At 55.1% G+C, this 21,019-nt stretch carries 17 protein-coding genes; 3 read left to right on the top strand and 14 right to left on the bottom strand.

The window, feature by feature from the left end; translation table 11 throughout:
* Together galK and QZ554_RS04390 are read left to right on the top strand one after the other, a co-directional pair.
* Complete coding sequence (galK, locus tag QZ554_RS04395; protein WP_297194657.1) at positions 1–1,152, top strand: galactokinase; 1,152 nt, start codon at positions 1–3, stop codon at positions 1,150–1,152.
* A gap of 118 nt (positions 1,153–1,270) precedes the next feature.
* Entirely contained in the window at positions 1,271–2,194 is a 924-nt protein-coding gene (locus QZ554_RS04390) for a GNAT family N-acetyltransferase (protein ID WP_297194656.1), read from the top strand.
* Between the two features lie 114 nt (positions 2,195–2,308).
* Here the strand turns inward: QZ554_RS04390 and obgE are convergent, their stop codons facing one another.
* From obgE to QZ554_RS04320, 14 genes are all read right to left on the bottom strand, one after another.
* Entirely contained in the window at positions 2,309–3,499 is a 1,191-nt protein-coding gene (obgE, locus tag QZ554_RS04385) for a GTPase ObgE (RefSeq protein WP_297194655.1), read from the bottom strand.
* Positions 3,500–3,653: 154 nt separating this feature from the next.
* Positions 3,654–4,226 (bottom strand): adenylate kinase, encoded by a 573-nt coding sequence (locus tag QZ554_RS04380; RefSeq protein WP_297194654.1) that lies wholly within the window; start codon positions 4,224–4,226, stop codon positions 3,654–3,656.
* Between the two features lie 5 nt (positions 4,227–4,231).
* Entirely contained in the window at positions 4,232–4,774 is a 543-nt protein-coding gene (locus QZ554_RS04375; protein WP_297194653.1) for a phosphoribosyltransferase family protein, read from the bottom strand.
* A 106-nt stretch (positions 4,775–4,880) separates the two neighbouring features.
* Complete coding sequence (gene dnaG, locus QZ554_RS04370; RefSeq protein WP_297194652.1) at positions 4,881–7,019, bottom strand: DNA primase; 2,139 nt, start codon at positions 7,017–7,019, stop codon at positions 4,881–4,883.
* 14 nt (positions 7,020–7,033) lie between these two features.
* Positions 7,034–7,774: a 3-deoxy-manno-octulosonate cytidylyltransferase gene (kdsB, locus tag QZ554_RS04365; RefSeq protein WP_297194651.1), complete on the bottom strand. Its 741-nt coding sequence runs from the start codon at positions 7,772–7,774 to the stop codon at positions 7,034–7,036.
* A 1,227-nt stretch (positions 7,775–9,001) separates the two neighbouring features.
* Positions 9,002–12,142 (bottom strand): TonB-dependent receptor, encoded by a 3,141-nt coding sequence (locus QZ554_RS04360; protein ID WP_297194650.1) that lies wholly within the window; start codon positions 12,140–12,142, stop codon positions 9,002–9,004.
* A 267-nt stretch (positions 12,143–12,409) separates the two neighbouring features.
* Positions 12,410–12,955, bottom strand: coding sequence for a 30S ribosomal protein S16 (locus tag QZ554_RS04355; RefSeq protein ID WP_297194649.1), 546 nt, complete (start codon positions 12,953–12,955; stop codon positions 12,410–12,412).
* Between the two features lie 196 nt (positions 12,956–13,151).
* Positions 13,152–13,568, bottom strand: a complete 417-nt coding sequence (secG, locus tag QZ554_RS04350) for a preprotein translocase subunit SecG (protein ID WP_297194648.1) — start codon at positions 13,566–13,568, stop codon at positions 13,152–13,154.
* An 8-nt stretch (positions 13,569–13,576) separates the two neighbouring features.
* Complete coding sequence (locus QZ554_RS04345) at positions 13,577–14,254, bottom strand: hypothetical protein (RefSeq protein WP_297194647.1); 678 nt, start codon at positions 14,252–14,254, stop codon at positions 13,577–13,579.
* Between the two features lie 2 nt (positions 14,255–14,256).
* Complete coding sequence (locus QZ554_RS04340; protein ID WP_297194646.1) at positions 14,257–14,781, bottom strand: LptE family protein; 525 nt, start codon at positions 14,779–14,781, stop codon at positions 14,257–14,259.
* Positions 14,762–16,075, bottom strand: a complete 1,314-nt coding sequence (locus QZ554_RS04335; RefSeq protein WP_297194645.1) for a sigma-54 dependent transcriptional regulator — start codon at positions 16,073–16,075, stop codon at positions 14,762–14,764. Before QZ554_RS04335 ends, QZ554_RS04340 begins: the two co-directional genes overlap by 20 nt.
* Positions 16,076–16,245: 170 nt before the next feature.
* Positions 16,246–17,658: an MFS transporter gene (locus QZ554_RS04330; RefSeq protein WP_297194644.1), complete on the bottom strand. Its 1,413-nt coding sequence runs from the start codon at positions 17,656–17,658 to the stop codon at positions 16,246–16,248.
* A gap of 5 nt (positions 17,659–17,663) precedes the next feature.
* Positions 17,664–18,998 carry a folylpolyglutamate synthase/dihydrofolate synthase family protein gene (locus QZ554_RS04325; RefSeq protein ID WP_297194643.1) on the bottom strand — a complete coding sequence of 445 codons (1,335 nt, stop codon included), beginning with the start codon at positions 18,996–18,998 and terminating at the stop codon, positions 17,664–17,666.
* An 8-nt stretch (positions 18,999–19,006) separates the two neighbouring features.
* Positions 19,007–20,293 carry an adenylosuccinate synthase gene (locus QZ554_RS04320; protein ID WP_297194642.1) on the bottom strand — a complete coding sequence of 429 codons (1,287 nt, stop codon included), beginning with the start codon at positions 20,291–20,293 and terminating at the stop codon, positions 19,007–19,009.
* Positions 20,294–20,770: 477 nt separating this feature from the next.
* On the opposite strand from QZ554_RS04320, the gene QZ554_RS04315 reads away from it, so the two are divergent.
* Positions 20,771–21,019, top strand: a 249-nt coding sequence (locus tag QZ554_RS04315; RefSeq protein ID WP_297194641.1) for a hypothetical protein, incomplete at its 3' end; no start/stop codon positions are given.

Below are 21,019 nucleotides of genomic sequence, written 5' to 3'. Positions count from 1 at the left end.
ATGAACACAGCTAGTATTCGTAGCAAGTTCCAAGAGCTCTATGGAGCCGAAGGCACACTCTTCACCTCTCCAGGACGTATCAACCTCATCGGTGAGCACACCGACTACAACGGCGCCTTCGTCTTCCCAGGAGCCGTAGATAAGGCTATGGTAGCCGAGATTCGCCTCAACGGCACTGATCGTATCCGTGCCTATGCACTAGACCTAGGCGAGAGCGCAGAGTTCGGCCTCAACGAAGAGGATGCCCCCAAGGAGTCTTGGGCACGCTATATCTTCGGTGTATGCCGTGAGATCCAGAAGCGGGGTAAGAAGGTCGAGGGCTTCGACACAGTCTTCGCAGGGGATGTGCCCCTCGGAGCTGGTATGTCCTCCTCTGCTGCCCTAGAGAGCACCTTTGCCTTCGCTCTCAATGACCTCCTATCCCTCGGCATCGACAAGTTCGAGCTTGCCAAGATCGGTCAAGCCACCGAGCACAACTATATCGGGGTGAAGTGTGGGATCATGGACCAGTTTGCCTCCGTCTTCGGTAAGGCTGGGCACCTCATCCGCCTCGACTGCAAGAGCCTCGAATACGAGTACTTCCCCTTCGACCCCAAGTCCAAGGGTTACCGCCTCCTGCTCGTAGACAGCGTGGTCAAGCACGAGCTAGCCTCCTCCGCCTACAACAAGCGTCGTGAGAGCTGCGAGCGTGCAGTGGCTGCAATCGCGAAGCGTCACCCCGAGGTCAAGTTCCTACGTGATGCTAGCCACGAGATGCTCCATGAGGTACGCAGCGAGATCAGCGAAGAGGACTACAAGCGTGCTGAGTATGTCATCGGTGAGGTAGATCGTGTACTCGCTGTCTGCGAAGCCCTCGGCCGTGGCGACTACGCCACCGTAGGAGAGAAGATGTACGAGACACACTATGGCATGAGCAAGCTCTACGAGGTCAGCTGTGAGGAGCTAGACTTCCTCAACGACCTGGCTAAGGAGTACGGAGTCACGGGCTCACGTGTGATGGGCGGTGGCTTCGGAGGCTGTACGATCAACCTCCTGAAGGAAGATCTCCACGATCACTTCGTCGAGGAGGTTCGCCGCCGCTATTCAGCGAAGTATGGCCACGAACCTAAGTTCTACGACGTAGTCATCTCGGACGGCTCTCGTCGCCTCTAGGCTACTTAGCTCCCAGCTTGGATACCCCACTAGAGGACTTGCCTAGGCAGTCACTCTGTGGGGTATCTCTCTATACAGCCGATACTTCACCCTCCACACACCGACACAAGGACTTCGTATGAAACCAACACGTGCCTCCCTAACCAACCAATACCTCGAGCTCGAGCAGGATCTGGTGATCTCTCAGTGTGGCTGGCTTACCCAACCTAGCTTAGCTGCGCCCTACTCTCGCACAACCGAGGAACAAGAGCATAGTCGCCGCCTCTATGAGCACATCATACTCTTCCTACAGGACAATGGGCTCACGACGAGGAGGATCTTAGCCGAAGGGGAGCGAGTGACCGACGAGACAGCGATCCGTGTGAGAGACCTCACTCCCGAGGGCTTCTGCTTCTATTCCTTTGGGATCTTGGCTTGGCTCGATAGATACGGCAGAAATAAGGACAAGGACAAGGCCATCAACGACCTTAGCTTCATCGAGAAGAAGCTCAAGACCTTCCGTGAGCAAGGGAAGGCCGAGAGCGTAAGGCTACGTCCTCTTACCCCTGAGGATGCCCCGTGCCTAGCTCGCCTAGCGGACAACAAGCGCATTTGGGATAACCTCCGAGACTACTTCCCCAATCCCTACAGCCTCGACGACGCCAAGGCCTTCATCCAGATGACACAACAGGAGCAGCCCCACCTGAGCCTAGCTATCGAAGCTGAGGGCGCACTAGTAGGTGTCATCGGGGTGATTATGGGTACAGACATTCAGCGCCTATCAGCGGAGATAGGCTATTGGCTCGGTGAACCTCACTGGGGGCGAGGGATAGCTACCGAGGCGGTACGGCAGATGACCGACTATGCCTTCGATGAGCTGGGGCTCATGAGGATCTTTGCCCTCGTCTTTCCCTACAACAAGGGATCTCAACGTGTCCTAGAGAAGGCTGGCTATCAGCTGGAGGGGATACAGAGGCTATCTGTGATCAAGAATGGCCTCCTCATGGACAGCTACTACTATGTGCAGCTAAGCCCCAGAGCTAGCGAGTACCCACAGGCCTAGCGACTCCTTGTCGTCCCCTAGAGGGGCTTAAACGTCACGAGGCGATACCTACACATCGGTAGGTATCGCCTCGTGACGTTAGATCGTGCTGTGTATGTCGGAGGGTGTAGTCCTTTACTCGAGGTCTTCGGGGGAGGCAGGCTCGAGGTCATCCCAGTCAAGCTCTAGGTCTCCATCCTCCTCTTCATCCCAAGACTCATCGTCCTCGTCAAGTGGTGGAAGTGGCTCATCATCGTCATCCCACGTGAGACTCGTCACATCGATCGCCTGCTGGATGATGCTCTCTGCTCGGTGCTTGGTCTCTCTATTGAGTTCGTGCCAGAGGAGGTCCTTGAGTTCCGAGAGACCCTGATGTGCTGCCCCCGAGATGAAGATTAGGGGGAGGTTCTCGGGGAGTTCGTTCTGTAGCTCCTCACGTATCCATCCCTGTATCTCCTCATCGATGAGGTCACACTTGGTGATGGCCAGCACCTTCCTCTTCTCCAGTAGTTCTGCATTGTACTTCGTGAGCTCCCCGAGTAGCAGGCGATATTCGTCGGCTATGTGCTCAGTATCTGCTGGGATCATGAAGAGTAGGAGGGCATTGCGCTCGATGTGCCTAAGGAAGCGTAGCCCTAGGCCTCGCCCCTCTGCAGCACCCTCTATGATACCCGGTATATCCGCCATCACGAAGGAGCGATCATCACGATAGCGCACCATCCCGAGGTTAGGCTCTAGCGTCGTGAAGGGATAGTTAGCGATCTTGGGCTTGGCAGCAGTGAGGACGGAGAGTAGCGTGGACTTCCCTGCGTTGGGGAGCCCTACGAGCCCTACGTCAGCGAGCATCTTCAGCTGTAGGATGACGGTACGCTCACGTGCGGGTTCGCCAGGCTGGGCATAGCGAGGGGCTTGGTTCGTAGAGGTCTTGAAGAAGGTATTTCCCTTCCCTCCTCGTCCACCCTTGAGTAGGAGTTCCTGCTGTCCATCCCGACTTAGGTCCATGATGAACTCACCCGTCTCAGCATCGTAGATCACAGTCCCGACAGGTACCTCGATGATCTGATCCTCGCCATCGGCACCTGTAGAGCGCTTACCTCTACCATTGCCACCTCCAGTAGCGATGACATGGCGCTGGTAGCGCAGGTGGAGTAGAGTCCAATAGTTCTCGTTAGCTCGGACGTAGATATCTCCTCCACGTCCGCCATCACCGCCATCAGGTCCTCCCTTGGGGATGTACTTCTCTCTACGGAAGTGTGTCGAGCCACGGCCACCCTTACCGGAGCGGCAGTAGATCTTGACGTAGTCTACAAAGTTTGATTCAGCCATAGTGGCGCTAAGTGAAGATGGGGAAAGTGAATATACAAGGAAAGGCATGTGCCTGAAGTGCCCTACCCAGATGTGGGGGTAAGCGTGACACTTCAGCCACTATGCCTTGTCCCTCCAACCGTTATGGGGGCTCAGGTATCGCCTCTAGCTCTGATTAAGCTAGCGTGTCGAGCTCGCGGGCGATACGAGCGGTGATGTCGGAGATAGCGCCACTGCCCTGGATGGCGTGGTGCACACCCTGCTGGGCGTAGTGCGCTGCGATGGGGGCAGTCTGAGCGTGGTAGACACCGAGACGCTTCTGGATGGTCTCGAGGTTGTCATCGCTACGTCCGCTCTCCTGACCGCGCTTGAGGAGACGGTCTATGAGTTCGGCCTCCTCGACCTGCAGGTCTAGGACTGCGTGTACACGGGTGCCGAGCTTGGCGAAGAGAGCATCTAGGGCCTCTGCCTGAGCTACCGTACGGGGGAAGCCATCGAGGATAATACCCTTCTTGGGCTTACGCTCCCCGAGCACCTTCTCGATCATGTCTATGATCAGTCCGTCGGGTACGAGTTGCCCAGCGTCTATATATCCCTTGGTAGCCTTTCCTAGCTCACTGCCAGCCTTGATCTCACCACGGAGGATATCGCCCGTGGAGATGTGGTCGAGACCATACTGCTCGATCAGGATCTCACTCTGCGTGCCCTTACCAGAGCCTGGAGCTCCGAAGATCACTAAATTCAACATGGTTCTTATGCTTCGTCTTTGAGTTGATAAATATCCTTGAACATGCGCCCATAGTTGTCATAGTCTAGCCCGTGCCCGAGGATGAACTTGTTCTCGATCTCTAGGGCGATGTAGTCGGTCTTGACGTCACACTTTAGGGCTTCGGGCTTAGAGAGCATGGAGGCGATGTGCACCTCCTTGGCACCTAGCTCATAGAATCGCTTCTGTAGGCAGTACATAGTGAAGCCTGTATCGATCAGATCCTCCACGATGACCACCACACGTCCCTCTAGGGACTGGGTCACGGGCATGACCTCACGGAGCTGCCCTGTGCTGCTGGTTCCCTCGTAGCTGCTGTAGCGAGCGAAGGCTACCTCGAAGTCCTCATCGATGGCATACATCAGCTCTGAAGCGAACATGAAGGAGCCGTTCATGATGCACACGAAGAGCGGGTCACGCCCCTTGAAGTCCTCCTTTAGACGGAGGGCCAGCTGGCGTACTGCCTGATTGACCACCTCTGCCTCGAGATAGAGCTCAAAGGTACGACCGTGTAATACTACTTCTCTCATACACCTATGTCTATAGTAATGATGCTTATTAGCTTATTCTTTCAAAAGAAGCACAAAGATACTATTTCCCTCGCTAAGTAGCCCCACGCTCCTCCCCACGAAGGCCTTAGCCTACGATCGTGCGATCACCGAGGAGGTTGGAGAAGCGCTGCTTCTCCCGATTGAGCTCCGAGAGCTCCGCTAGAATCTCCATGATCCGCTCACCATCGGAGGCACGCTGTGCCTGCTTGAGTTCGCCCTGGAGCTGACCGATATAGCGCACGAGCAGAGCCATCTTGTAGCTATTACAGGCTCGTATAGTCATCGAGCCGAGGTAACGCTCCTCCTGTAGACGCTCTTCGCTGGCCTCGTCCTCCGAAGAGGTGCCCCCCGAACTATTCTTGACAGCATCGAGTAGGGACTGAGGCAGGTCAGTCTTGTCGGGGCGAAACTCCAGTAGTCCACTCTCCCCGACAAGCTCTGTCGAGAGGAGGCGAAGGTGAGTATCCTCGTGATTGGTAAAGTGGGGGATCGGGTCAATCCCTTGCTCCCGACAGAGTCCCTCTAGCTCCCTAACGAAGAGACTAAACAGAGGCGAATACCACTCCTCGACCCCGTCCACCTCCAGCTCTCTGTGGACAAAGTCCCTCAGATAGAAGCGTGTCCCCTCAGGAGGATAGGGTGCTCCCCCCTCATCGGGTGTCCCCATAGCTGCTGGGACATAGATGATCCGATCACTATAGAGCAGGAGGAGCTGCATCAGCTCCCGCTCAAAGGGCTCAATACTGCCCTCATCCACGACCTGAGCCGTGGGGATATGTACAGCCGTCTCGGGCTCTGTCGGTGCATAGACCGACGGGGCGGAGGGATCGGGCTCATAGGGAGGAGGCTGGGTAGGATACTGAGCAGGAGCAGTGGTCGAGGGCTGCTGTGGGGTATAGTGCCCCTGTGCGGTGATGCCCTGACGGCGGAGCTTATTGACCTCCGAGGTCAGGAGCTGCTCATCCATCCGGAGGATGCTAGCAGAGCTCTGGAGTAGCACTGCTCGCTGGATCATATCGGGGATGAGGGCAATGCTACGCATGATGTCAGAGATGAGCTCGGCTCGACGAAGCGGGTCATGCTCCATCTCATCACGGAAGAGGTCTATCTTGAAGTGGATGAAGTCCGTCTCGTGCTCATTGAGGAAGGCCTGTAGCTCGGCACTGCTGTGACTACGGGCGAAGGAGTCAGGGTCTTCGCCATCGGGGAGCAGGACGACCTTGATGCTAAATCCCTCCTCCAGCAGGAGATCGATCCCCCTAAGGGCAGCCTTGATCCCCGCTTGGTCGCCGTCATAGAGGACGGTGATATTGGTCGTGAAGCGTCGGATGAGCCGTATCTGCTCGATCGTCAGTGCTGTACCCGAGGAGGAGACGACATTCTCGATCCCCGACTGATGCATGGAGAGCACATCGGTATAGCCCTCCACGAGGTAGCACTTATTGGCCTTGGAGATGGCGCTCTTTGCCCAGTAGAGCCCATAGAGCTCTCGGCTCTTAGAGTAGATGAGGCTCTCGGGGGAGTTGAGGTACTTAGCGATCTTGTCCCGCTTGCCCATGATGCGACCACCGAAGGCGACATAGCGTCCACTGAGGTTGCGCACGGGGAAGATCACTCGCCCACGGAAGCGGTCGAAGGCTGTCGTCTGCCCCTCGGGCTGAATGGATAGCCCCACCTCGACAAGTCGCTTGAGCGAGTAGCCTGCCCGCTGAGCCGCTGTCGTTAGGCTCGATCGATCCTCGGGTGAGTAGCCGAGCCCAAACTTCTCTATCGTCTCCTCTCGGATGCCCCGCTCACGGAAGTAAGCCAGACCCACGGCCCGACCCTCCTCGCTCTCTAGGAGCTGATCACGGAAGAACTTCGCCGCAAAGTCATTGAGGATAAAGAGCGACTCCCGCTCATTATTGCGCTGCTTCTCCTCCTCGGTCTCCTCCCGCTCGACGACCTCGATGTTGTACTTCTTCGCTAGGTACTTGAGCGCCTCGCTGTAGGAGAGCTGCTCGTGCTTCATGATGAAGTTCAGAGGCGTACCTCCCTCTCCACAGGAGAAGCATTTGCAGATATTCTTGGCGGGATTGACGTAGAAGGAAGGGTTCCTATCGCTATGGAAGGGGCATAGACCGACATAGTTCACCCCCTGACGGCGCAGGCTGATGAAGTCACTGACGACATCCAAGATCTGTGCAGTATCGAGGATGCGCTGGCGGGTCTGCTGATCGATCAAGGCCGTATAGATACTTAGGGGTGTAGCTGGCTGATGCGTGCAAGGTCCTCGGGGGTATCGATCCCGACCGTGGGCTCATCGGTGAGCTGTACCTGTATGTGCAGGCCTGCCGAGAGCCATCTCAGCTGCTCGAGGCTCTCCCCTTGCTCCAGAGGAGAGGCGGGTAACGAGCCTAGGCGATCCAGCAGGCTCGTGCGGAAGGCATAGAGTCCGATGTGCTTCAGATACTCGTGCTGTGCAGCCCAAGCCCCCTCTACCCCTCTCAGATAGGGGATGACGGAGCGACTGAAGTAGAGGGCTCGCCCCGAGGAGGCACGTACGACCTTCACGGCATTGGGGTTGGCAAGCTCCTCATTGGTCGCTGTCGGGGGGAAGGGTTGGGCAAGTGTAGCGATCTGGGTCTCGGGGTCATCGAAGGCTCGGACCAAGAGGCGGATATGCTCCTCGGCGATGAAGGGCTCATCCCCCTGGAGGTTGATAAGCACATCAGCCTCCTGACCTAGACGCTCATAGGCCTCTAGGCAACGGGAGGTACCCGAGCTATGATCGCCCGTGGTGAGGATCGCCCGATAGCCAGCCTGTGTGACGACGTCATAGATACGCTGGTCGTCGGTGGCCACGGCCACCTCGGGGGTCACGAGGAGAGCCCGCTCTACGACATGCAGGATCATGGGCTTGCCCTGGATCAGCACAAGGGGCTTACCGGGGAAGCGTGTCGAGGCATAGCGAGCGGGAATAAGGGTAAGGATACGCATAAATAGGGTCTGTCCATACTCCGAGCTCTGTCCTTAGAGCCCGATAGAATAACGAAAGATACGACTTTTCCCGTAAAAAGCCCTCGCTACCCTCCCTATCTCCCGTAGACAAAAGCCTTTATCCGCCTCCACCCCTAACCGCCATCGTGCGCCCCCATCCCAGCTATCGCCATCTCCACATCCCCATAATCGCTCCTCCTACATTCCCGACATCCCTCTATGAGCCCCCCCCACATTCCAGCCAGCCATCCCCCACTCTTCCCCACATCCCTCTATAAGTCCCCTCACAGTCCAGCCATCACTTCCCCACTCTTCCCGACATCCCTCTATGGACACCCCCACATTCCTGCCATCACTCCCCCACTCTTCCCCATATCCCTCTATAAGTCCCCTCACAGTCCAGCCATCACCTTCCCACTCTTCCACACATCCCTCTATGGATACCCTCACATTCTAGCCATCACTCTCCCACTCTTCCCCATATCCCTCTATGAGCACCCTCACATTCTAGCCTTGACGCCCCCCAAATCCCTACCATCGTTACTATCGCTCCACTTATACCCTCAGAGCCAATGGATGATCTCTTTTAGTATGCTTCTCGCTTTGATTCTTTAGCTCTTTGACGATAACCTTTCATGCCCAAGGAGGTATCTTAGCCGTATCTCTGGAACGCTAGACGTGAGTCCCGAGCAACGTAGTACAAAAGAGCCCCACAGAGGACATACCGAGAGCGATGTAGTGTACACGTGTGTATACTTCTGTGTACACGTTGGTACACTATGGTGTACACACGTGTACACTACTCCCTCCTAACTCGCTCTGTATCGGAGACTCCGAAGGGGCGCTAGCGAACATACCGAGTCCTCTTCTGGGCTCATTATAGGTCTGTGTTTCCTCTCTAGAGATGATCGATATTCCCCCCGAGCAGAGAGGGTGGAGCTCTACTCCTTGAGCCTTACCCGAGCGCACATTATGATACTTGGACAGAGAGGGTGCTCTCCCCTTCCCCCTACCTAGTACACATTACGGCACCCCGGCAGAGAGGGGAAGGTGGAGGGAGAGCGTTGGGGTGCAAAAGAAAGATGAACGAGCTAAGCGATGGCGAAGAGGTCGTAGGGCGCAGTGAAGGACAGGAAGCCGGAGCAAAGACAGAATGTGCAAAAAGAAAGGGGCTACACCCCAAGTGAGGTGTAGCCCCTATAGGCTGAAGTAGCCTAAGAATACTGCCTAGAACGTGTACTTGATACCGACCTGTGCTCTCCAGCGAGAGTTGATATCAGAGTATGTCCAGGGGTGAGGGGTAGATGAGGAGAAACTGTATTCCTTCTTTACCTTATCATATGTGAGGGGCGAGATGCTGTTGTACTTTACCCTTGGCTCCATCCCCCAGCCTCGGTTGAGGAGGTTGCCGATATTGATGATGTCGGCATTGAGCTGTAGGGTATGACGGCGACCACCGACGTTGAGGTAGAAGTCCTGAGCGAAGTGTAGGTCGAACTTGTGGAAGAAGGGAGCCATGAAGGCATTACGTGGAGCGATCTTACCCTTGTAGGCAGCGATGTCTGGGTGATCCTTGAGGAACTGCTCATAGGTGTAGGCTGACTTACTACCCTTGAGTGCCGTCTCGGGGAGATAAGCGAGGTCATTAGATCCCTTACCATCACCATTGAGGTCTGTGTAGGAGAGGACAGAGTAACGAGGGCCAGACTGGCCGGTGTAGATGATACCGATGGTCGTAGCGAAGTTCTTGGCATACTCTACACGATAGTTGAGCTGACCGACGATGCGGTGGCGGGTATCGAAGTTGGAGTAGTAGAGCTCGTCGCCATTGATATCATTGGAGTAGTTGTAGATCCAGTTGGAGACAGCCTGTGAGGAAAGTCCATCATTGGCAGCCTTAGTCTCACCGAAGGTATAGGCAATCGAGGCGTCAAGACCAAAGGCGAAGTCCTTGCTGAGGGTAGCAGTGAGGTTGTAGCTATATCCCTTAGAGGAGTTAGACATGAGGATGAGGTTGGAGTACTTATTGCTCTCTACTCTGTTGTAGACCGTACGCTTGATGCCATTACCATGATCCATAGGAGTAGTCTCCTCGAGACCTAGATCCTTGTAGCGGATGTTGTTGAGGGTCTTGGTGTACATTCCCTCAAGTGTAGCCTTTACTCCAAAGGGCAGGCGAGTCTCGAAAGCGAGGTTAGAGCGCCAGACCTGAGGATAGACAAAGTCCTTACCTACCATGTCGATCTCCGTGGAGCCCGGTAGCACATTAGCTTGTCCCTGAGGAGAGAGAGGGTCGGCAGCGAAGCGGACATTGTTACGGGCATCATCCTTATCACGAGAGGTACGAGCATACTCAATACCACTATTGGAGAAGCTATTGGAGATCCACACGAAGGGGACACGACCAGTGAAGATCCCCGATCCCCCACGCAGGAGATAGCGGTTGTCATCGTCTATCGTATAGCGGAAGCCAAAGCGGGGAGAGAAGAGAGGCTTGAGGGGAGGAAGGTAGTTATTGGTAACACCATGCTTCTTGGCCAGCGCAGAGCTATTGAATGCTGCGTTAGCTGTCGGACGGTCTATGAAGAAAGGCATATCGATACGTAACCCGAGGGTTAGACGGAGCTTGTCCGATACCTTCCACTCGTCCTGTGCATAGAGGCCGATCTGCCCTGCGGTGAAGCGTGGAGCCCAGAGAGGGTCGTTGGTAACCGCCGTATTGACGGAGGAGTAGTTGAAGTTCTGTGGACCTATCTCATCGGCTGTACCGATCTTCAGGAAGTCCTCGAGTCCAGTGACCTCGATTGGTTTCGTAGGATCTAGTGGATTGGGTATGGTTCGGTTACGATAAGAGTAGGCTCCGTAGAGGTTGGCGATAAAGAGGTTCCTCATACGGAAGAGCTCGTTATGCGTCCCGAAGGTGAAGCTGTGGTTGCCGAGGTTGAGCGAGAGGTTGTTGGTCAGCGAGAAGATGTCCTGATCTAGCTCGTTGGCGGGAGTATGCTGGTCTACCCCAGCCTGTATCTGACGGTTTGCCCCGAGGTCAATAGAGAGGAAGGGGAAGGGCTTACCATTGTAGAAACGCTTGTCACGGATACCGCTGTAGCTGACGCGTAGCTCATTGGAGAGATTGGCATTCAGCTTAGAGTTCAGCTCAGCGACGATGGTGTTGGTGATGCTACGTCTGTAGTACCCCGTATTGTAGAAGAGCATACTAGTGGGGGTGTTGCTGAAGACGTAGGGCTTGTCGTTGATGTGACTGTAGCGCAGGGTCAGGTGATGGGCCTGATTGATATTCCAGTCGAGACGGAAGAGCCCCTTGTAGGTACGATTGGGGATGTCTCGTGACTGGTATCCACCAGCATCGTAGCCGAGTTCCTTGAGCTTCTGCTGTACCTTGTCGGCTTCCTCCTTGGTGATCTTGGAGTTCTGATCCCCTGCGATGTAGTTGGAGGGATAGACCTGATTGATGAACTCCCCGTTAGCGAAGAAGAAGAGCTTGTCCTGAATGATCGGTCCTCCGAAGGTAAAGCCGACGGTATTCTCATACTGCTTGTCGAGCTTCTTGCGGTTCTTGACGTCCTTGCCTGGAGTCGAGCCAAAGAAATCCTGGTTGTAGAAGTAGTCGTAGACAGACCCGTGGAAGGTATTCGTCCCAGACTTGGTGATCGCGTTCATCCCCCCGCCCGTGAAGCCAGACTGACGGACGTCGAAGGGTGCGATGACGACCTGAAGAGCATCGATGGCCTCCAGAGAAATAGCATTCTTACCCGAGGTACCGAGACCGAAGACGTCGTTGTTCACTGCACCGTCGATCTGGAAGCTATTGAAGCGGCTGTTGGCACCAGCGAAGGAGCCATTACCATTGGACTGAGGCGTGAGCTTAGCGATATCGTAGATACTACGAGATACGGAGGGCACACGCTCGATGCTACGGCGAGAGAAGCTCGATCCTGCACCAGTCTTCTGGAGGTTGAAGTTGCTTCCCTTCTGCCCTGTGACGACGACGTCCGTGAGCTGGGTAGCACCATCCTTCATCTTGACGTTGAAGGTCTCTGTTTCCCCGAGGGCAAGGTTGATATTGCTCAGCGTGATTGTCTCAAAGCCAATGTAGGAGATGGAGAGCGTGTAGGGGCCACCTGGGCGCATCCCTACGATGCTAAAGTTCCCCTTGGCATTCGTGATTGTACCATAGGTCGTCCCTGTTGGTAGGTGCTTGGCGACGACTGTTGCTCCGACTAGGACTTCCTTGCTGCTGTCATCGGTAATCGTACCATTGACAGACGAGGTCGTCACTTGGGCCCAGAGCGACGGAGCCCAAAGGCAGATTGCCACTAGAGCGAAGAAACGGAGTAAATACTTCTTCATGTGTGCGAATTGTGTTTAGTCTGTAATTCTATCAATCTTTGGAGGGAGAGGGAGGAGGGAGACAAGCTAGGGTTGTGGACCCGAGGCTTGTATCATCCGAGTGGGATGTCGTAGAGCTGAGCTTCGTTAGTGAGTAGTGAGCACCTTTAGGTGCTTTTATAAAAGAGCCAACGGATACCCGTGCTCCACGTCCCCGTAGGGGGTATGAAGGGACAGGTATCCGTTATGTTCCATCGAAGACATCTCTATTTCAAGAGAGGAGGTCGATTAAGCTTCTGCTGGGGCTTCCTCTGTAGCTGGAGTATCTTGTGCTTCTTCGGCAGGAGCTTCAGCAGCGGCCTTAGCCTCTTCTTCAGCCTGCTTCTTAGCAGCTACTACTGCGGCCTTAGCCTTGTTAGCAGCCTGCTCAGCCTCGAGGGCTGCCTTAGCTTCGCTTGCCTTCTTCTTAGCTAGAGCATCCTTCAGGGTGCCGAGCTCACCATCCTTCTTAGCCTTCCAGGCCTCGAACTTCGCTTCAGCCGTAACTTCGTCGAAGGCGCCCTTCTTCACCCCTGCGAGGAGGTGCTTCTTCAGGAGAACACCCTCATGGGAGAGGATGCTACGGGCTGTATCGGAGGGTTGAGCACCGACATGTAGCCAATGCAAAGCGCGCTCGAAGTCCAAATCTACTGTGGCAGGCTCGGTGTTGGGGTTGTACGTACCGAGCTTCTCAATAAACTTGCCATCTCGTGGCGCTCTACTGTCTGCTACCACAATCTTATAGAAGGGATAAGCCTTACGACCGTGGCGTTGCAATCTAATCTTAGTTGCCATTAAACTTGTAAATGTTGTTTAGTTACTTCTGCTTCGTTGCATTAGTCCGCGACAAAGGTAATAAAAATCCTTAACCTAAAAGCCCCCTTAAGACACCCCCTTCCCCTAGAAACGGAGCTACCCGCACGTCCACACTCGATGCGGTGTGGATGTGCGGGTAGCTCTTAGTGCTTCTGCCCTATGGGGGCAAAGCTAATTACTGTGCAGCAGGAGCAGGAGCTTCTACGGGTGCTGGGGCAGGAGTCTCAGCAGGAGTCTGTGCACCCTGAGCGGGAGCGCTAGGGCTCGTGGCGGGAGCTTCTCCCCCGAAGTTAGGCAGAGCAGCTGGAGCAGAGCCCTTGGCAGCATTCTGCTCTAGTGTCTCTTGGGTGCGAGAGGCAGAGCTCGTACCTGTGCCGACAAAGCGTGTCGAGACGATACAGAGGACGGCGACGATGCCGAAGAGCCACCACGTAGCCTTCTCTAGTACATCGGTCGTCTTACGCACCCCCATAATATTATTGGTTGAGGCAAAGGGAGAGGCCAGACCTCCACCCTTAGACTTCTGTACGATCACCAGCAAGACCAGTCCGAGGGAGGCTAGCAGGATGAGTACGGAGAGAAAGTAGAACATATTCCTATCTATTTATCTATTGTATTATTCTCTATAATGCGCTCTAAGAAGCGTATCTGGTCTGCAAAGAAACGACTTTTCTCTGGATAATTCAAACTAAGAGAGCGTATAATCCTCAGAGCCTTATCATAATGCCCCTGCTGAATATAGATCTTAGAGAGGCTTTCGGAGAGCAAGCCATCCTCCTCATCTTCCCCCTCTGACGGGGAGGCAGGAGAGGGTGTAGGTGCAGCCTTGGATTCCATGTCAAGGGTCGGAAGGAGCTCATCAAGCGTCGTCTCCTTTTCTGTCTGATCCTCCGCTGCGAAATAATCGTTTGCCACGGGTGCCCCCTCTAGGTGGAGGCTATCAGGTAGTGCTTCACCCGAGGAGCGAGCACCATCGAGGAAGGTATCAATGAGGGCGAAGGGGTCGGGCTCAGCCTCTGTCGTAGCCACAGGATCGGCTGTGGGGCGACGTCCCTCGACCAAGCGGAAGAGCCGCTCTCGGTCTGGCACTATCGGTGCCAGCCGACGTAGCTCGGAGGGATAACGCACGTCCTCTGCTATACACAGATTATATAGGTATAGGAAGGCGAAGACCCCACAATAGGGATAAGCCTCATAGAGCTGAGTGACAGCTGGCAGGCTCTCTGGGGTCAAGCGGTCGGGGTCAGCTAGGTAGCTGTATAGTTCTTCTCGGCGCATCGTTACCAGTTCTCTACGGTAGCATTAAAGATCTGCTTGATCAGATCCTCGGTGATCTCTCTTAGCAAGTCGTCCTGCACGCCTACGAAGGGCTGTGCACGAGGAAAGTCGCGATAGGCCTTGAAGGATCTATCGAAGCTTTCCTTTTCATTAGCTCGGTTCACATACTTCACCTGTACCGTTACCGTGAAGACGGTACGCTCGGCGAAGTTGTCCTGTCCTATCGACATCGGTGCTAGGTCATAGCCTGTGATGGTACAGTTGAGCTCTAGGTCACCCGCCTGAGGTACTAGGTCTAGGCGGGTACGGCTGACGTAGTAATCCTTGAGCTGTTCGGTGAAGCTCGCCGCTAGGGGTGGATATACGATCGGAGCCTTGTTGAAGACTTCTCCTATGGAGATAGTCTTGAGCTGGGTGTAGTCTATTGCCCCGCCATTGAACTTGTAGCTCACACTACAGCCTAGGCAGAGGATGCACACGAGGGCGCAGGAGACGAAGGCGTAGAGTCTATTCCGAATCGATGCCATATTCCTTGATCTTTCTATATAGGGTACGCTCGGAGATCTTGAGATCCTCCGCAGCGGGTCTGCGTCTCCCCTCATGACGGGCAAGCGCAGCGATGATCATATTGCGCTCTACATCCTCCAGGGAGAGTGGCTGCTCTTCGTAGTCGGGCTCTTCGTCGTGTACCTTGTGTGAGGAGGCGTGATGCCCTGGCACACTGATCACCGTCTCCCTAGGGGTGAGCTCTACGTGATGTACGGAAGCTGGGACATAGCCCTCCTCTGCGGGTTGCAGTTGAGGTGGCAGAGCGTGATGCAGGTCTGCAGAGCCGTAGTCTGCGTGGGCAGTCGGCGAAGTAGGTATCTTCACCTCGCCACGCATGATACTTGCCACGAGGCTCTTCATCTCTGCCATGTCCTTCTTCATATCAAAGAGTACCTGATAGAGGATCTCACGCTCGTTGGCGAAGGTATTGCCCTCACTCCCCGCATAGGTTGCCTGGCGAAGGGCTGGATGGTAATCCCCTTCGGGTGTTCGGGGGAGGTACTTGCGCACGATCTCGGCTGTGACCTGTCTCTCCTCCTCCAGTACGCTCACTCGGTCAGTGAAGTTACGTAGCTCACGTATGTTTCCTGGCCAGCGATAGCTCTGTAGGAGTTCCGTTGCCTCTGGGGTAAGGCGAAGTGCGGGCATGTTGTACCGCTCTGCACTCATAGAGGCGAAGAACCTAAAGAGCAAAGGAATATCCTGTACTCGGCTACGCAGAGGTGGGACTTCAATAGGGACTGTATTCAGGCGAAAGAGCAAGTCTTCACGGAATCGCCCTCGCTCCACCGCCTCGTGTAGGTTCACGTTCGTGGCAGCTATGATGCGCACATCCGTCTTCTGAGCTTGGCTTGCTCCGACAGGGATGAACTCACCCGTCTCCAGCACACGCAGTAGACGTGCCTGTGTGGCTAAGGGTAACTCGCCCACCTCGTCAAGGAAGATCGTCCCCCCCGAAGCCTCCTGAAAGTAGCCCTTACGATCGGTGATAGCCCCCGTGAAGGAGCCCTTGAGGTGGCCGAATAGCTCCGAGTCGATCGTCCCCTCAGGTATCGCACCACAGTTCACAGCGATATAGGGGCCATGCTTGCGGACGCTGTTCTGATGAATGATCTTAGGAAAGTTCTCCTTCCCTACTCCACTCTCCCCGATAACGAGTACGGACATATCCGTAGGGGCGACCTGGACAGCTATACGGATAGCATGGTCGAGGAGGGGGCTCGTGCCTATGATCCCAAAGCGATGCTTGATCGGCTGAATATCTATGCTCATCTGTCTGTCTAATCGTTTCGCCCTACAAAGATACATAAGTACCCCCATATAGGTTCCCCCGTAACCTCCGTGACGTCTCTAGGGGAAACATCTCGGAGGTTACGGGGGAACCTCAGTAAGTGGATGTGAGGGCACCTCAGAGGAGGCTCTTCGGACGCCCTAGTAGGGGATTACTTCTTGACGTTGGGGAGCTCTAGCCCATACCCCTTCTTCTTGTCTACGACCTTCAGGAAGGCACTAAGCACGAAGGCTGCGACACCGAAGCTAGCGAAGATGAGCATCGCCAGCGTGTAGTCCTTGGGCTGACCTTCGGGCACATTCTTGTTCACGCTGTCCAGCACACTACCCACGATGATAGGCACAGACATCAGACCGACATTCTGTATCCAGAAGATGGCTGAGTAGGCAGACCCCAGTACCTTATTATCTATAAGCTTGGGCACGGAAGGCCAGAGCGTAGCAGGCACGAGTGAGAAGGAGATCCCGAGGAGTATAATCGCTGCGAAGGCCACGGCTGTACTAGACGAGCTACCACTCACAAAGGGATACAGCGCAAAGGTCATGTGGCAGACGATCATCAGGATCGAGCCTAGGATAAGCATGGTAGCCCCCTTACCCTTGCGGTCGAGGAAGTACCCCAAGAAGGGGGTAACAATCATAGCTCCGATAGGGAAGTAGCTGAAGATATCCGAAGCTTCCTTTAGCTCGAAGCCCACCTTATAGTGGAGCATCTCGGTGGCAAACTTCTGGAAGGGGAAGATGGCTGAGTAGTAAAGTACACAGAGGAGTGCTACGATCCAGAAGATACCCTTACCAAAGACCTTACCGAGGTCACTGAACTTAAAGGGTTCCTCTTCCTCTACTTCCTCGTCTCCAAGTTCATTATCAAGTGCACGATCCATGAACCAATACACGACATAGAGGAGCAGGCCAATGCACAGCAGGAGCGCACAGAAGATCACTGGAGCCTGTACTGACTCAAACTTCTCGGATAGCCAAGGAGAGATGCGGAAGATCATGAAGACCCCGAAGCGAGCTAGTGCCATCTCTATACCCATGGCTAGCGCCATTTCCTTACCCTTGAACCACTTGACAATGGCTCGGGACACCGTCACACCTGCCATCTCGGTGCCACAACCAAAGATCATGAAGCCTAAGCAAGCAAGCAGTGCCGTCGGTGGTAGCTCCCATCCGAAGACATTCTTGATACCTCCAGTGAGGCCACTGATCGTCTCATAGCCTATCCCCCCGTTACGGAAGGTGGCACTAAGAGCATAAACCTTGAGCCCTGCCCCTAGGACCATCAGCGATCCTGAGAGTAGAGCCGTGAAGCGGACTCCCATCTTATCTAGGATGATGCCTGCTAGGATCAGGAAGCCAACGAATACGTTAAGGAAGAATTCACTTCCCCCATAGAGTCCGAAGACCGTAGAGTCCCACCCGAGCTCCTTCTCTACAAGGATCTTGACGGGCGAAAGCACGTCAACGAACATGTAGGCAAAGAACATCGTCAGTGAGATCAGTGCTAGTGCTCCCCAGCGAGCTGCGGGTTTGTCTCGGAGGGAGCTACGTAGTTGTTCCATAGAGATTATAATTTGTGAGTTGATTGATATTCCAATAGATCTGCCACGAGGAAGTTACTTCCCCCTACGAAGAGGACATCCTGAGACGCTCGCTCTGCCTTCGCCGTCTCTAGGGCGGAGGCTAGAGTGGGAAATGCCCGTCCCTTCAGACCGCACTCCGTAGCTAGACGAAGGAGCTCCCCTGCAGGCATTGCCCTAGGGACAGAGGCCTCGGTGAAGTAGTAGGTCGCCTCGGGTGGTAGGGCGGAGAGGGCGGAGGTTATATCCTTGTCACTGACCATGCCAAAGATGATCCTCAGTGGACGCTCTAGGGCTCGTAGCCCCTCGGTAACGTAGCGAATGCCCTCCTCGTTGTGTCCCGTGTCACATATAAGTAGCGGGTCTGTCTCCACGATCTCCCAACGTCCTCTTAGCCCTGTCCTCTGGGCTACATCCCGAAGGCCTGCCCGTAGAGCCTCCTCCGAGACTTCGAGCCCCACGGAGGTCAAGATACGAGTAGCCGTGAGGATCGTCCTTAGGTTCAGTCGCTGGACACCTCCCTGCAAACCGAAGAATAGCGAGGGGGTAGAAAGCAACCTATGAGGAGAGGTAAGGATAGGTGAGGATGGATCGAGGGTGAAGAGCTGTCCGTGGGGCTGAGTCTCTGCAGTGGAGACTATGACCTCCTCGTCGGCAAAGGCAATAGGCGCACATAGCTCCTGAGCCCTTTGTACGAAGACTTGGCGTACCTCCGACTCCTCGGTATGCCCGATGACCACTGGGGTCTTAGCCTTGATAATCCCAGCCTTCTCCCCGGCTATCTCGGTGAGGGTATCCCCGAGGTACTGCGTATGGTCTAGGCTGATCCCCGTGATGATGGAGAGTAGAGGCTGGATGATGTTAGTACTATCAAGTCTGCCCCCCATGCCCACTTCTATCACAGCGATATCGACGTGAGCCTGACGGAAGTACACGAGTGCCATGAGGGTAGTTAGCTCGAAGAACGAGGGGCGGTATTGCTCGACAAGGGGACGCACTTCCTCTACAAAGCTGATGACAAACTCCTCGCTCACCACCTCTCCGTCTACACGGATACGCTCCCTGAAGTCCACCAAGTGGGGCGAGGTAAATAGCCCTACTCGGTAGCCAGCGGCCATGAGGATACTGGCTAGGCTGTGTGAGGTAGAGCCCTTGCCATTCGTCCCTGCCACGTGGATCGTCTTATAGGCGGTGTGTGGGTGCTGGTAGTAGGCATCGAGGGCTCGGGTTGTCTCTAGCCCAGGCTTGTAGGCGCTACCGCCATCTCGCTGGAAGACTGGGGTAGCCGTATAGAGGAAGTGCAGTGCCTCCTGATAGGTCATCGTGGGGCTTAGTGAGGCAAGAGAGTGGGGTGCAGTGTGATGGTTTGCTCTCGGTCAGGTCCTACTGATACTACTGCAATGGGTACTCCGACTGCCCCCTCAATGAAGGCGATATAGTCACGTAGCTCCTGTGGGAACTCCTCCGCAGAGGTCATACGAGAGGTATCGCATCGCCAGCCGGGGAGCTCCTCATAGATGGGCTCAACATCCCCTGCTAGTTCGTAGGGCAGATCCTCGGTCTCTGTGCCATGGATACGGTAGCGAGTGCAGATACGTATGGTGTCAAAGGTGTCGAGGACATCACTCTTCATCATGATCAGTCTCGTCACTCCGCTCAGCATGATGGTATAGCGAAGTGCTACAAGGTCGAGCCAGCCGCAGCGTCTACGACGCCCCGTGACCGACCCGAACTCATGCCCGAGGGTGCAGAGGCGTTCGCCAGTCTCGTCCTCTAGCTCTGTCGGGAAAGGCCCTGAGCCGACACGAGTACAATAGGCCTTGAAGATCCCATAGACCTCGCCGATACTCCGTGGGGCAATCCCCAGTCCGGTACAGCAGCCAGCAGCGATCGTGTTGCTAGAGGTAACGAAGGGATAGGAGCCGAAGTCAATGTCCAGCATCGAGCCCTGCGCCCCCTCGGCGAGCACACGGCGACCCTCACGTAGGGCACGGCCTAGGTACTGCTCACTATCTACGAAGGAGTACTGACGGAGATACTCGATGGCGTTGAGCCATTCGCGCTCCAGAGCCTCCAGCCCGTCTGTGGGATAGTCGTAGGCACGAAGCAGGGTAAGGTGACGCTGCTTTGCCTCTTGATATTTCTTAGAGAAGTCGTGTTCCGTATCTCCGACACGCAGGCCGGTGCGGGCGACTTTGTCGGTATAGGTCGGGCCTATTCCCTTGCCTGTCGTCCCGACCTTAGCATCGCCCTTCATGGCCTCTTGTGCCGCATCTATGAGGCGATGTGTCGGTAGGATTAGATGTGCCTTACGAGAGATAACGAGTCGTCCCTTCAGGTCATGCCCGCTACGGGAGAGCGACTCTGCCTCCTCACGGAATAGGATAGGATCGAGGACGACGCCACTACCGATCACATTGACCTTATCCCCCTGAAAGATCCCCGAGGGTATGGAGCGAAGGATGTACTTGTTGCCCTCAAACTCCAGCGTATGTCCCGCATTGGGTCCACCCTGGAAGCGGGCGATGAGGTCATAGGCGGGCGTCAGGACGTCCACGATCTTTCCCTTACCTTCGTCGCCCCACTGTAGGCCGAGCAGGACATCTACCTTTTCCATTGCACTGTATGTATTTGTTCTATATAATTAGGTGTCGTGCAGGCACTGGTTCAGCCCAGCCTGCGCTGTACACACGGCGACCTCCATCCCACAAGCTCCACGGAGGGAGACTCGTGATAGGAGGCAACTCGCACAGCACAAATATACTCTTTTTTGCTCACGACCCCTATGCTGGCATCCTCATTGGCGGAGGATATTGCCCGAGGGGAGCTCCTACGGGTGGCCTCTGAGGGGCTCTGGAGGTAGCCCCACTACCTGCCGAGAGGTACCCTCAGTACCTCGATCGAGGTAGCGGGCATACCTCATCGGAGGTACTGAGGGCACCTCCGAGAGGGGGTAAAGCAAGGGCGGGAAAGGGCAAGGAAGGAAGTGGGTAGAGACTTCCCTTTAGCGTATTTCTACGAATGCAGTTCTTTCTGTAATTTTGTATCCTAATAAGGTATTAGCAGACAGCACTACGGAGCAAGGCAAAGATCAATGAGCAAATCGACAAAGCAAGCATCAGGGCGTAGGAGCACTACGAGGGAGCGCAGGAGCACAGGTGCCAGCACTCAGAGCGGAGGGGCTATCTTCACATGGATGACCCGAGGACTGAGGGGACTTAGCTCCTTGCTTAAGGAGAACTTCAGAAATAGGCGCATCGCTACCGTGCTGGGGCTTGCCCTCTCAGCGGTCATCATCGTATCCTTCTTCTCCGTCCTGACCTTCCTCTTCTCGAGCGGGCAG

The sequence above is a fragment of the uncultured Porphyromonas sp. genome (genome assembly GCF_915070105.1).
Classification (GTDB): domain Bacteria; phylum Bacteroidota; class Bacteroidia; order Bacteroidales; family Porphyromonadaceae; genus Porphyromonas.
The sequence above is the reverse complement of the archived record's forward strand: the minus strand, read 5'-3'. Positions and strand labels throughout refer to the sequence as shown.

What these genes read in the sequence shown, in the direction of transcription:
- QZ554_RS04360 (WP_297194650.1), bottom strand. Translation starts at nt 12,142, where the DNA reads ATGAAGAAGTATTTACTCCGTTTCTTCGCTCTAGTGGCAATCTGCCTT.
- QZ554_RS04375 (WP_297194653.1), bottom strand. Translation starts at nt 4,774, where the DNA reads ATGAGAGAAGTAGTATTACACGGTCGTACCTTTGAGCTCTATCTCGAG.
- QZ554_RS04390 (WP_297194656.1), top strand. Translation starts at nt 1,271, where the DNA reads ATGAAACCAACACGTGCCTCCCTAACCAACCAATACCTCGAGCTCGAG.
- QZ554_RS04355 (WP_297194649.1), bottom strand. Translation starts at nt 12,955, where the DNA reads ATGGCAACTAAGATTAGATTGCAACGCCACGGTCGTAAGGCTTATCCC.
- QZ554_RS04340 (WP_297194646.1), bottom strand. Translation starts at nt 14,781, where the DNA reads ATGGCATCGATTCGGAATAGACTCTACGCCTTCGTCTCCTGCGCCCTC.
- obgE (WP_297194655.1), bottom strand. Translation starts at nt 3,499, where the DNA reads ATGGCTGAATCAAACTTTGTAGACTACGTCAAGATCTACTGCCGCTCC.
- galK (WP_297194657.1), top strand. Translation starts at nt 1, where the DNA reads ATGAACACAGCTAGTATTCGTAGCAAGTTCCAAGAGCTCTATGGAGCC.
- QZ554_RS04320 (WP_297194642.1), bottom strand. Translation starts at nt 20,293, where the DNA reads ATGGAAAAGGTAGATGTCCTGCTCGGCCTACAGTGGGGCGACGAAGGT.
- QZ554_RS04330 (WP_297194644.1), bottom strand. Translation starts at nt 17,658, where the DNA reads ATGGAACAACTACGTAGCTCCCTCCGAGACAAACCCGCAGCTCGCTGG.
- QZ554_RS04325 (WP_297194643.1), bottom strand. Translation starts at nt 18,998, where the DNA reads ATGACCTATCAGGAGGCACTGCACTTCCTCTATACGGCTACCCCAGTC.
- secG (WP_297194648.1), bottom strand. Translation starts at nt 13,568, where the DNA reads ATGTTCTACTTTCTCTCCGTACTCATCCTGCTAGCCTCCCTCGGACTG.
- QZ554_RS04335 (WP_297194645.1), bottom strand. Translation starts at nt 16,075, where the DNA reads ATGAGCATAGATATTCAGCCGATCAAGCATCGCTTTGGGATCATAGGC.
- QZ554_RS04380 (WP_297194654.1), bottom strand. Translation starts at nt 4,226, where the DNA reads ATGTTGAATTTAGTGATCTTCGGAGCTCCAGGCTCTGGTAAGGGCACG.
- kdsB (WP_297194651.1), bottom strand. Translation starts at nt 7,774, where the DNA reads ATGCGTATCCTTACCCTTATTCCCGCTCGCTATGCCTCGACACGCTTC.
- QZ554_RS04345 (WP_297194647.1), bottom strand. Translation starts at nt 14,254, where the DNA reads ATGCGCCGAGAAGAACTATACAGCTACCTAGCTGACCCCGACCGCTTG.